Source organism: Cupriavidus sp. 01L46, from assembly GCF_056399905.1.
The window spans coordinates 1-11736 of record NZ_JBFTSF010000212.1 but is presented as its reverse complement, the minus strand read 5'-3'; the positions used below and the strand labels follow the sequence as shown (position 1 = coordinate 11736).

At 65.8% G+C, this 11736-nt stretch carries 11 protein-coding genes and 1 pseudogene; 8 read left to right on the top strand and 4 right to left on the bottom strand.

The window, feature by feature from the left end; genetic code table 11:
* Positions 1 to 162: 162 nt before the first annotated feature.
* Positions 163 to 894 carry an SDR family NAD(P)-dependent oxidoreductase gene (locus tag AC1DS3_RS27900; RefSeq protein WP_441639081.1) on the top strand — a complete coding sequence of 244 codons (732 nt, stop codon included), beginning with the start codon at positions 163 to 165 and terminating at the stop codon, positions 892 to 894.
* Between the two features lie 125 nt (positions 895 to 1019).
* Complete coding sequence (locus AC1DS3_RS27895) at positions 1020 to 2039, top strand: Bug family tripartite tricarboxylate transporter substrate binding protein (protein ID WP_441639083.1); 1020 nt, start codon at positions 1020 to 1022, stop codon at positions 2037 to 2039.
* Between the two features lie 235 nt (positions 2040 to 2274).
* On the opposite strand, the gene AC1DS3_RS27890 is transcribed toward AC1DS3_RS27895, so the two are convergent.
* Positions 2275 to 2496, bottom strand: a complete 222-nt coding sequence (locus AC1DS3_RS27890; RefSeq protein ID WP_441639085.1) for a hypothetical protein — start codon at positions 2494 to 2496, stop codon at positions 2275 to 2277.
* A gap of 311 nt (positions 2497 to 2807) precedes the next feature.
* Between AC1DS3_RS27890 and AC1DS3_RS27885 the strand changes: the two genes are divergently transcribed.
* On the top strand, positions 2808 to 3353 hold the full coding sequence (locus AC1DS3_RS27885; RefSeq protein ID WP_441639087.1) for a PadR family transcriptional regulator: 546 nt from the start codon (positions 2808 to 2810) through the stop codon (positions 3351 to 3353).
* 113 nt (positions 3354 to 3466) lie between these two features.
* Here the strand turns inward: AC1DS3_RS27885 and AC1DS3_RS27880 are convergent, their stop codons facing one another.
* Together AC1DS3_RS27880 and AC1DS3_RS27875 are read right to left on the bottom strand one after the other, a co-directional pair.
* On the bottom strand, positions 3467 to 4468 hold the full coding sequence (locus AC1DS3_RS27880; RefSeq protein ID WP_477128376.1) for an NAD(P)H-dependent flavin oxidoreductase: 1002 nt from the start codon (positions 4466 to 4468) through the stop codon (positions 3467 to 3469).
* Positions 4469 to 4521: 53 nt separating this feature from the next.
* Positions 4522 to 4902, bottom strand: a complete 381-nt coding sequence (locus tag AC1DS3_RS27875; RefSeq protein ID WP_217446695.1) for a nuclear transport factor 2 family protein — start codon at positions 4900 to 4902, stop codon at positions 4522 to 4524.
* A 373-nt stretch (positions 4903 to 5275) separates the two neighbouring features.
* Here AC1DS3_RS27875 and AC1DS3_RS27870 point away from each other — a divergent pair, with 373 nt between their 5' ends.
* Positions 5276 to 6316: a tyrosine-type recombinase/integrase gene (locus AC1DS3_RS27870; protein WP_441639091.1), complete on the top strand. Its 1041-nt coding sequence runs from the start codon at positions 5276 to 5278 to the stop codon at positions 6314 to 6316.
* Between the two features lie 154 nt (positions 6317 to 6470).
* On the top strand, positions 6471 to 7490 hold the full coding sequence (gene galE / locus AC1DS3_RS27865) for a UDP-glucose 4-epimerase GalE (RefSeq protein WP_441639093.1): 1020 nt from the start codon (positions 6471 to 6473) through the stop codon (positions 7488 to 7490).
* 190 nt (positions 7491 to 7680) lie between these two features.
* On the opposite strand, the gene AC1DS3_RS27860 is transcribed toward galE, so the two are convergent.
* Positions 7681 to 7986, bottom strand: coding sequence for an H-NS histone family protein (locus AC1DS3_RS27860; protein WP_441639095.1), 306 nt, complete (start codon positions 7984 to 7986; stop codon positions 7681 to 7683).
* A gap of 347 nt (positions 7987 to 8333) precedes the next feature.
* On the opposite strand from AC1DS3_RS27860, the gene AC1DS3_RS27855 reads away from it, so the two are divergent.
* The 3 genes and pseudogenes from AC1DS3_RS27855 to AC1DS3_RS27845 form a co-directional block, all read left to right on the top strand.
* Positions 8334 to 8939: a flavin reductase family protein gene (locus tag AC1DS3_RS27855; protein ID WP_441639097.1), complete on the top strand. Its 606-nt coding sequence runs from the start codon at positions 8334 to 8336 to the stop codon at positions 8937 to 8939.
* Positions 8940 to 9123: 184 nt separating this feature from the next.
* Complete coding sequence (locus AC1DS3_RS27850) at positions 9124 to 10875, top strand: methyl-accepting chemotaxis protein (RefSeq protein ID WP_441639099.1); 1752 nt, start codon at positions 9124 to 9126, stop codon at positions 10873 to 10875.
* Between the two features lie 132 nt (positions 10876 to 11007).
* A pseudogene (locus AC1DS3_RS27845) lies at positions 11008 to 11736 on the top strand (GGDEF-domain containing protein); the annotation flags it as partial.

Sequence of the window (11736 nt, the reverse complement as noted above, 5' to 3'; positions counted from 1 at the left end):
GCGCTAAAGAATGCCGCGCGGCTGCCGTTAGTACCCGGTGGAAGCGCAGGCTGATGAAGTTTCCCAACGCAAAGAAGCAGCGCGACAGGGCCGACTGGCTCGCCGGCTCTCGTCGCATCCTCTTCAGCATGACCCGGTGCCCCTTGCCGGTCGGAGTATGTGATGCCCCTTCCCGTTGCCACGCTCGTTACCGGTGCCAGTTCCGGTATCGGCCGCGCCATTAGCGAAATGCTGCTGGCCGATGGCGTGACCCAGGTGGTCAATGTCGACTATGTCGCCCCCGCCTGGTCCCATCCCAACATGACGTTTGTCCAGGCCGACCTGACCAATGCCGACGCGACCCGCGCCGCGGCCGAGCAGGTGACCTCGCGCTTTGCCGTGACCCGGCTGGTCAACAATGCCGGCGCCACCCGCCCCGGCACGGCCGACACGGCGCGCGTCGAAGACCTGGACTATGTGGTTGGCCTGCATCTGCAAGCCACCCTGCTGCTGACCCAGGCCTGCCTGCCCGCGATGCGCGCGGCACGCTTTGGCCGCATCGTGAACATGGCCTCGCGCGCGGCGCTGGGCAAGCCGGAGCGCGTGGTGTATTCCGCCACCAAGGCCGGCCTGATCGGCATGACCCGCACGCTCGCGATGGAACTCGGCGGCGATGGCATCACGGTCAATGCCGTGGCGCCTGGCCCGATTGCGACCGACCTGTTCCGCAAGAGCAACCCCGAAGGCAGCGAGCAGACCAAGCGGATTCTCGCCAGCATCGCGGTCAAGCGGATGGGCACCCCGGAAGACGTGGCTCGCGCCTCGATGTTTTTCCTGTCGCCGGAGAACGGCTTCGTGACCGGCCAGGTGCTATATGTGTGCGGCGGCACCACCCTAGGCGTGGCACCCGTGTAGTCCCGCGGCGTGACCGGTGCAAAACGCGCACCCGTCATCACGCCGCAGCATTTAGTCCGTAGAAAACTAAAAAAGATGACCCGCGCCACAAGCGCGGGCTTACAGCGATTTATCCTGGAGCAAACATGAAATCTCATTCCCAAGCTCGCACCCCGCACAACAGCGCGCGCCGCCGCCTGCTGGCTGCCGGTGTGGCATTGGCCGCCACCTTCGGCGGCATGACCAGCGCGGCCTACGCGCAAGGCAACTACCCGACCAAGCCGATCACCATGATCGTGCCGTTCTCGGCCGGCGGCACCACCGACATCCTGGCGCGCATCGTCGGCCTGCAACTGGGCAAGGCGCTCGGCCAGCCGGTGGTGATCGACAACCGTCCGGGCGCGGGCGGCAATATCGGCGCATCGATCGCGGCCAAGGCCCCGGGCGATGGCTACACCCTGTTCATGGGCACCATCGGTACCCACGCCATCAACCAGTCGCTCTACTCCAAGCTGCCGTTCGATCCGGTCAAGGATTTCGCGCCGATCTCGCGCGTGGCGATGGTGCCGAACATCGTGGTGGTGAACCCCAAGGTGCCGGTCAACAACATCAAGGAACTGATCGCCTACGTCAAGGCCAACCCGGACAAGCTGTCGTACGGTTCGTCGGGCAGCGGCTCGTCGATGCACCTGTCGGGCGAGTTGTTCAACTCGATGACCGGCCTGCATATCCAGCACATCCCGTACAAGGGCAGCGCCCCGGCGGTCAACGACCTGCTGGGCAACCAGATCGGCCTGATGTTCGACAACATGCCGTCGTCGTACCCGCACGTGAAGGCCGGCAAGCTGCGCGCCATCGCCGTGACCTCGGCCAAGCGCTCGCCGGCACTGCCGAACGTGCCGACCGTGGCTGAATCCGGCGTGCCGGGTTATGAAGCGACTTCCTGGTTCGCGCTGTACGCCACCGGCGGCACGCCGCAGCCGATCGTCGATCGCCTGAATGCGGAAGTGGCGAAGATCCTGGCCATGCCGGAAGTGAAGAAGCAGATGGCCGACCAGGGCGCGGAGCCGCATCCCGAGAAGCCGGCCGAACTGGCCGCTTTCATGAAGACCGAGACCGCCAAGTGGGCCAAGGTGGTGAAGGCTTCGGGCGCCACGGTGGACTGATCGATCCCCGCACGGTGGCCCCGGCCMGGGCGTCTGCCCCGGGCCGATGACAGTAAAAAGGCCGGCCCTTCGGGGCCGGCCTTTTTACGTGCGCTTGACATGTGGACGCGCTCAGGACAGAAAAAAGCCCGCGGTAGCTTGCGGGCCCAATCCTGGCCCCCACACGCGGGGCAGGAGGAGACAGGGGGGAAACAATGGCAGGAGACGGTGCACGGCAAGCGCCGCGCATCGGCCATCAGGCCAGGCTGTACTTCACAACCTGTTCTTCCACGCCCACAAAACGCACCAGCTGGCGCAAGCCGCTGGCGTATTCCTTGATATGGTGCCCGTCCGGCGTATCCGGCAGGCGGTAGTACACGGGCATCGTTGTAGCCGACGCGGGCTGGCTGGCGGCTTGGGGCTCATCGGCCTCCCACGGGACATCCCGGTCTTCGGCGAAATCTGTTCGTCCTGGCATGGACCACTCCTGGTGAATGACTGGCATGGCTGTGCCGTGGCCGAGAACCGGCAACAGGCATGCGGAATGACTATGTCTGCAAATGTATTGCACCCTGCCGAAAAATGCTATTTAGCATTTTTTAGATCTGCATCAGCGTTGTCGTTGCCTTGTCATTTTTCACGTGCCCGACCGCCGGAAATTGGCGGTATCCGTGGGCGGCAGCCCTGGCGGGGCCTGGCTTTGCGCTACCATAGGCGCTCGCCACCCAAAGCCATGGCGGCAGCCATGTGCCGCCACCGGGCGACCGGCCTCCACGTCACGCTTCCCGCATGTCCGTTCAGCACGCACTCCTGACCTCCCTCCTGGAAAAACCGTCTTCCGGCTACGAGCTGGCCCGCCGCTTTGACCGCTCCATTGGCTATTTCTGGCATGCCACGCACCAGCAGATCTATCGGGAGCTGGGCCGCATGGCGGAGCACGGCTGGATTGCCGCGGACGAGGGGGAGGGGGACGCCAGGAACCGCAAGAAGGTCTACTTCGTGCTGCCGCCAGGGCGCGACGAACTGGCGCGCTGGGTGCTGGCGCCTACCGCCGGCCTGGACGTGCGCGATGAAATCCTGGTGAAGCTGCGCGCCGATGCCGTCGTGGGCCCGCTCGGGCTGGGGCCGGAGATGGCGCGGCTGATCGGTCTGCACCGCGAGCGGCTCGAGACTTATCGCCAGATCGAGCGGCGCGATTTCTCCGCCGCGCAGCCCACGCGCGCGCAACAGTTGCAGCACGCCCTGCTCAGGCGCGGCATCCGGTATGAAGAGGATTGGGTGTCGTGGGCCGAGGAATTGTTGCCGCTGCTGGACAAGCAGGACGACCCGGCCTGAGGTCGCGCCGGGCGATCGCGCCCGGCGGATGGGACATGCGTGGAAATGGGCGGCAATAGGGGGATCGGACCGGTGGCCAGGCGCGGCAGTGCGCTGGCCACCGTCAACAACGCTCAGGCCAGGTCGGCCGCCGTCGCGCCGTTGGCGTAAGCCGTTGCCGGGGCCAGCCCGAGGCGGCGGCGCGCCAGCGCGTATTCCTCGCTGAAACGGCGCACCAGCTCGGCGGCCGGCACCACGCGCTTGATGGCACCCACGCCCTGGCCAGCGCCCCAGATGTCTTTCCAGGCCTTGGCGCTGCCCGAACCGAAGTTCATCTTGGACGGATCCGATTGCGGCAGCGCCTCCGGGTCAAGCCCGGCATTGACGATGCTCTGGCGCAGGTAGTTGCCGTGCACGCCGGTAAAGAGGTTCGAGTAGACGATGTCCGACGCGGTGCTGTCGACGATCATCTGCTTGTAGCCGGCCTGCGCGTTGGCCTCTTCGGTGGCGATGAAGGCCGAGCCCACATACGCCAGGTCGGCGCCCGCGGCCAGCGCCGCGAKGATGCCRTCGCCGCTGGCGATGGCGCCCGACAGCAGCAGCGGGCCGTCGAACCACTCCCGGATTTCATGCAGCAGCGCAAACGGCGACAGCACGCCGGCATGGCCCCCTGCGCCCGAGGCGACCGCGATCAGGCCGTCGGCGCCCTTCTCGATGGCCTTGCGTGCGAAGGTGTTGTTGATGATGTCATGCAGCACGATGCCGCCATAGGAGTGCACGGCATCGTTGACTTCCTTGCGCGCGCCCAGCGAGGTGATGACGATGGGCACCTTGTAGCGCACGCACAGTTCCAGGTCGTGATCGAGCCGGTCATTGGACTTGTGCACGATCTGGTTGACCGCGAACGGTGCCGACGGGCGGTCCGGATGCTTGGCGTCGTGCTCGGCCAGCTCGGTGGTGATGCGGTCCAGCCAGTCGTTGAGCACCGGACCCGGGCGCGCATTGAGTGCCGGGAAGGAGCCGACCACGCCGGCCTTGCAYTGGGCGATCACCAGGTCGGGGTTGGAGATGATGAACAGCGGCGAACAAACCACCGGCAGCGAAAGACGGTTCTGGAGAATGGCGGGAAGTGACATGGCGTTTCTGCGAGAGTGAATACAGTGGAACGGGTAGGAGCACGGCGATGCGCTCAGGCGCTGGCGCCCTGCAGCACGGATTTCTGGCTGGCGAGGCGGGCGCCCATGGCGGCGGCGAGCGCGTCCAGGCCGCTCTTCGGGCGGACCATGACTTCGAAGTCGTCGATCTTGCCTGCGTCGTTAAATCGGATCATGTCGATGGCCTTGACGGATTTGCCATCGACCATCGCGCTGAACTCCAGCACCACGCTGCGCCCGTCGTCGCTGACGAACGTGCGGTGGTAGCGGAAGTCCTGGAACACCTGGTTGACGGATTCCAGCACCATGCGCAGGGCAACGCGGCCCGGGTACGGCGTGTGGGCGACGGGCGAGTGAAAAACCACTTCGTCCGCCACGATGCTGTCCAGGTCGGACATGGAATGGGTGGCGATCATGCGGTGCCAGATGGCTAGCGAGGCCTGCGCCGCCGCTGACAAAGTTGCTTGGGTCACGTGTCTCCTCCGGTTGGGCCGAGGGCGTGGGAGTCGCCCATTGCGGCACGCTGCGCAACGCTTGCCAGCTTGGCCCTTCAGGGCCCGCGGCAGCGGCGGCTTACACATCGCTATGCAACCAGTTGCATAGCGATGTGTGAAAGGTAGCAGCAGACGACGCCAATTGCAATGGCCTGGYGTTGCAAGTGCAGGACCCGGCGCGTTCGGGATTGCCGGGTGAGCCCCGCCCGTGCTTGAGCAGTGCGCAAACGACTCTGTCTTTTGTGCCGACTTGTCTACAATACCGGCATTGCCGAAAACCAACGCAGGAGCGCGAGTGAGTACTGACATAAGCGCCAACGGGCCATCCCCTGACCTGTTCGATGCTGACCTGGAGGCTTGGCGGAAGCAGCCCGAGCGAGCCTTCGACGGCTGGCTGGCTAGCCACGGATTTCGCCGCGGCACGGCCGTGGTGTACCGCGCGATGTGGGGCAAGCTCTTGCGCTGGTCGGCAGAGTGCGGCCTGGCGCCGCTGTCGTGGTCGGCGGAGCAGATCGGGGCCTTCCTCGACGAGCAGGATCTGCACAAGCACCATCGTTACCGCTACACGCGGCTGATCGAGCGTGTCTTCCACCATTTATCGCTATTGCACGACGGCTTGCACAACCCCGCCAGCCAGGCCGTGCGCGCTCACCTCGCCGAAGGCGAGAACGATCCGACCGCCTTCCTGCTGCCCGCCGAGCGCGATGCCCTGATTGCCCGTGTGCTGGCACCGGCGGCCCTGGCGGCCGGGCAGGGCGGCGCCGCGCTGTCGGCCACCCAGTGGAAGCGCGCCCGCGATACCGCACTGGTGGCCGTGTTGCTGGGCGCCGGCCTGAAAGTGGGCGAAGCGCGCGGCCTGGTCATCGACAGCATCGCCGAGGATGCCGCCAGGCTGCGCCTGGTCCGCGCCGACAACGGCCGCACCTACGAGGCGCCGGTCTTTGCCTTTGCGCGGGCGGCGCTGCTGGCCTGGATGGAAATCCGCTCCCATACCGGCACGCTGGGCAACCTGGTGTTTCCAGCCATGCCAAGCGGGCGGCACTTGCACGCGGCCTCGCTATACCGCCGCGTGGAGATCCTGCTCGACGAGGCTGGCGTGCTGGCGGGGCGCAGCGAGCGCGCGTCGCCGCAGACGCTGCGCAATACCTGTGGCGCACTGCATTTCGAGGCCGGAGCTGGCCCGGCCGAGGTGGCGCAATGTCTCGGCATGCGCGACCTGGAGTCCGGCTGGCGCTTGCGGGCGGCTTTTGAGGCCTGGCAGGCACGTGCCGGCCTGAAACCGGCACACAGCGGTCCCGGTGACACAGGCGCGACAGAAGTGGCCTGCTATGCTTAGCCGTCCTTTCGACCTGTTTCGATCCGAGGCGGGCGACCCTGGCTGGCCGTGGCTGCTGCCCGCCAGGACTGCGCCGCGATATGGCATTTGTTGCATCGTGCGCGCTGTCCTGGCGCCCGTTACGTCTCTTTTCACAACTATTTGATGAATCGCTATGTCTGAAACCTTGCTGCTCACGGGAGCTACCGGTTATATCGCCTCGCACACCTGGGTCGCCTTGCTCGAGGCCGGCTATCACGTGATCGGCCTGGATAATCTCTGCAACAGCAATCGCGTCGTGGTCGAGCGCCTTGCGCAGATTACCGGCCAGCGCCCGCATTTTGTCGAAGGCGACGTGCGGGACCGCGCTTTGCTGGACCGTTTGTTCGCCGAACACCGGATCTCGGGCGCGATTCATTTCGCGGCACTCAAGGCGGTAGGGGAATCGGTCAGCAAACCGCTGGATTATTACGACAATAATCTCAATGGCCTGCTCACCCTCTGCTCGGCCATGAACACGGCCGGCGTGAAGCAGCTGGTGTTCAGCTCTTCCGCCACCGTTTATGGCAATCCGCATGCGGTGCCGATCCTGGAGGACTTTCCGCTGTCGGCCACCAATCCGTATGGCCAGACCAAGCTGATGAGCGAGCAGATCCTGCGTGACCTGGAACTGTCGGACCCCGCCTGGCGTATCGCCTACCTGCGCTATTTCAATCCGGTGGGCGCGCACGAAAGCGGGCTGATCGGCGAAGACCCGGGTGGCGTGCCGAACAACCTGATGCCTTATGTGGCGCAAGTCGCCGGCGGGCGCCGCGAAAAACTGCAGGTGCATGGTGGCGACTATCCCACGGTCGACGGCACCGGCGTGCGCGATTACATCCACGTCTGCGATCTGGCAGCCGGCCACCTTGCGGCCCTGGTCTACCTGCGCGACCAGCAGCAATGCCTGACGGTCAATCTCGGCACGGGGCGCGGCTACAGCGTGCTGGAGGTGGTCGCGGCCTACCAGCGCGCCAGCGGGCGCCCGGTGCCCTACGTGATCGGGGACCGCCGCCCTGGCGATATCGCTTCGTGCTACGCCGATCCCGCGCTGGCGCAAAAGCTGATCGGCTGGCGCGCGCAGCACGACATCGATCGCATGTGCGAGGATTCCTGGCGCTGGCAGTCGATGAACCCGCTGGGGTTTGCCGGCTAAGTTGCCCGGCCGCACGCGTGGGCACGCGGGCAAGCGGGGCGCGTATCCGCTTGTGCGTCCCCGGTTTCTCCGGCGCGGCGAGGGCAGGGGTAGAAGGAAATGAAGACGGCCGGGCAAATGCCCGGCCGTCTTCAGGGTTCCTGCGGGCATGCGGCAGAGTCGGCCGCCATGCCCGGCGTCGCGCCCGACTTTAGCGAATCAGGAAGTCTTCGATGGTCTTGCCCGCGGCCAGGGCCTGGGTCAGCCAGCCCGGACGCTTGCCGCGGCCGGTCCAGGTATTGCCTGCGCTGTCGCGATAGCGAACCGGTACCTTGCGGGTGGCCTTCTTGCTGGCGGCAGGCTTGGTGCCGAAGCCCAGGTCATCCGCGGTCAGTCCATATTGGTCGATTTTCTGGCGAATATCGGCGATGACGGAAGCCTGCTCGCGGGCCTTGATTTCCTCGGCCTGCTTTTGAAGTTCGCTGATTTTCTGAACAATTTCCTGATAAGTCGCCATTACGAGCCTCGATTTACTGGGTGAGCATGATGAATCGGATGAATTATAACGGCCGCAAGCGATCCTGCAAACGCTTTTAACCCMGATGGGGAGAATTCTGATAAATCATCTGCTCCATCTAATTAATGAACTTCCGCGCAGGCCGCCGGTCATCGATGGGGCCGGATTTTCCGGCGTGATGMCCGCTTTGGCAGCTCGCCGAAATCCATGCGTAGCGCAGATTCGTTTTTTTTACATTTGCGCTGCGCAATAACCCTTCCCATTGTAATGATGAGGGTCATAAAGTGCTTTTGCTGCAACAATGCCGATCCGCCTCCAGTTTGAGCGAACCCTCATCCGTATCCGCCATGCCTGATGACTCGATTAACGCCGGCGCCGCTTGCCGGCGCGTCCCCGTGGAACTGGCAAAAGCCTATCGCCTGCTGAATCACGGCCCGGTGACGCTGGTCACCAGCGCGCATGGTGGCCGCCGCAACGTGATGGCGGCATCCTGGGCCATGCCGCTGGATTTCCAGCCACCGAAAGTCGCGGTAGTGATCGACGCCAGCACGCTCACGCGCGAACTGGTGGATGCCTGCGGTGAGTTCGCTCTGAACATACCCACGCGTGGGCAGGCTGCCGCCACGCTGGCAGTGGGCTCGCGTTCCGGCCGCGAGCAGGACAAGTTCGCCGCAGCGGGACTGGCCACGTTCGCGGCGGCGGAAATCGCCGCGCCGTTGGTGGCCGGCTGCCTCGCCTGGCTGGAGTGCCGCGTCATTCCCGAGCCAGCCGTTGCCGGCCGCCACGACCTGTTCATCGCCGAAGTGGTGGCCGCGTGGGCTGACTCCGCTGCATTTTCAGAGGGTAGATGGCATTTTCCGGATGCCGAGTGCCGCTCGATACACTATCTGGCTGGCGGCGCCTTTTTTGCCACGGGCGAGGGTTTTCAGGTAGTGCCGGGAGAGCGCGAATGAACAGGGCGAGGGCGCTGCGCCGCGGCCGTCCCGCCGTGAGCGGCCTGGCGTGGCGGGCACGGCACCCGGCTCAAGGAATCGCGGGACACCGCCGTTATCTGCCCTGAGCGGGTCGCAGGGGTGTCGATCCGCCGGGCCGGGGCCGGTGGAGGCCTCGCGCATTCCTTACCGTATCGGGTGCTTCATGTCTTTCCATAACAATATCCAGATCAAAACTCTGCTGCGCGGCGCAATGGCAATGTTGTCGCTTCTTCTGATGCTGGTTGGCGGCGTTGGCCTGTATGGCATGTCGCACAGCAATGACGCGCTTCAGGAAACCTATGGTAACCAGCTGGCTTCGTCGCAGGCGCTGGGCGAGGCCATGCTCGGCATGACGCGCATGCGCCTGGCCCTCGATCGCGGCGTCATGCCGGGAGAGGGCGATGATGCCAAGGCAGTGGTGGACCGCTCCATGGTATTCGTCGACAGTGCCGAGGCGGCCTGGAAGCGATACTTGGCGCTGCCGCAGGACGCCGAAGAAAAGGCGCTGGCCACCGAGTTTGGCCGCAAGCGCCAGGACTTCATGGAAAAGGGCATCCTGCCCGTGCAAAAAGCCTTGAGGGAGAACAACGCGGACGCGGCACTCAAAATTGCCAAGAAGGACTTGCCCGATCTGCAGCGCAGCATGGCAACGGCCTACGAGGCACTGCAGGCATTCCAGTACCGTACTGGCGAGTCCAATTTCAATGACGCGCAGGCTGGCTTCCGGCAAGTGCGTGTGCTCTGCTTCCTGCTGATCGCCTTTGGCCTGGTGGTGGCCGCGCTGTGCACAACCACCTTGCAGCGGGCCATCGTCCGGCCGGTGGAGGAAGCCCTGGCAGTCTTCGAGCGTATCGCCGCGGGTGACCTGACCTCGCGTATCACCAATGTGTCGCGCAATGAGGTGGGCCGCATGATGCAGGCACTGGTCGCCATGCAGGAAAGCCTGTCGAACATTGTCTCGCAGGTGCGCGGCGGCACCGACTCGATCGCCTCGGCCACGCAGCAGATCGCCACCGGCAATCTCGATTTGTCGCAGCGTACCGAAGAGCAGGCCTCGTCGCTGGAGGAGACCGCTGCCAGCATGGAAGAGCTGACTTCGGCCGTGCGCCAGAATTCGGACAACGCGCGCCAGGCCGGCGTGCTGGCCAGCGACGCTTCGCAGATCGCGCTCAAGGGCGGCGACGTGGTGGGCCGCGTGGTCGATACGATGAACGAGATCAACGGCTCGTCGCGCAAGGTGGTCGAGATCATTGCCGTGATCGAAGGCATTGCCTTCCAGACCAACATCCTGGCGCTGAACGCCGCGGTGGAAGCCGCGCGCGCCGGCGAGCAAGGCCGCGGCTTCGCGGTGGTGGCAGGCGAGGTGCGCACCCTGGCGCAGCGCTCGGCCGCCGCCGCCAAGGAGATCGAGGCGCTGATCAGCGAATCCGGCCAGCGCGTGGAAAGCGGCACCAAGCTGGTCGCCGAAGCCGGCCAGACCATGGGTGAGATCGTCAATGCGGTCAAGCGCGTCACCGACATCATGAATGAGATCAGCGCGGCCACGCAGGAACAGACCAGCGGCATCGAGCAGGTCAACCAGGCGGTCACGCAGATGGATCAGGTCACCCAGCAGAATGCCGCGCTGGTGGAAGAGGCCGCGGCGGCAGCCGGCGCCCTGGAAGAGCAGGCGCAGAAGCTCAATGGCGTGGTGTCGGTGTTCCGTCTTTCGGGCAGCCACGTGATGGCAGCGCAGCCGCCGGCAACGCGCGTGCCCGTGGCCGCCAAGGCCGCGGCGAGCCGTTCGCCCGGGCGCAAGCCGGCCCTGCCGGCGAGCCCGCGCACGCCGGTCCTGCACCAGGCACGCGCAGCGCGTCCGGCCGTCCCGGCAATGGCTTCGGCCAACGCTGGCGGCGACGACTGGAGCGCGTTCTGAGCCATGGTTGAACGTTTGCCGCCGTTTTCATCACCGGGGAAGCGCGTGTGATGCGATGATGCGGGTTTTGCGCCCGCATCGCCTGGATCGTCGCGCCATCGCCCCCAATTTTTGCGCAGCTTCCCTATTGACATGAGTGCTAGCCTTCTGCTGCTCGCTGCCCTATCCGGCCTCGCGGTCGGGTTGGGGATACGTGCAGCCAAGCCGGACCGGGCGCTGCCTAGCGGGCCGGCCCGATCGCTGCAATGGGCGGTCTTGCTGCTCTCCCCTGCTTCCGTCGGCCTGCCGTTATGGGTCGCGCTGGGTTCCGGCAGCCTGCGCGTCACGCACGACGTGTCGCAGACCGCGGCGGCACTCGCCGCGACTGCCGCACTCACGCTTGCCGTTCCCTGGCTGCGCCGCAACGTGCAACTGCGTGGTGCAGCGCTGGCGATGACGCTGGCCGGCGCCGGCGTGGTGGTGGCTGCCGGCATGCGCCTGAGCTCCCTGTGCGCAGAGGCCCCGCACCCGTCCGCCCTTTGCCTGAATCCCGGCAGGTTCATGCCGCCGGCCTGGGTGGCGGCGGGCGCGCTGCTTTTGCTGCCGCTGGGACTCTTCGCCCTGCGCCGCGCCAGCCTGCCCGGATGGCGGCTGGCCAGCAGCGGCAATTTCGCCAGACCGCAGAGCCATGCCCTGGACGAGATGTTCGAGGACCATCCGCCCGGCACCGGCGGCATCGCCGGCAGCGGCGGCCCGACCGTGCCGATGCGGCGCCGTGGCCGTATCCCGGGCCGCCTGACCGTGCGCGCGACCGCGCGCGGGCATGGCACGGTCGGGGAGTACAGCGTCAGCACGGACCTTCCGGACCGCACCGGCTTTGCG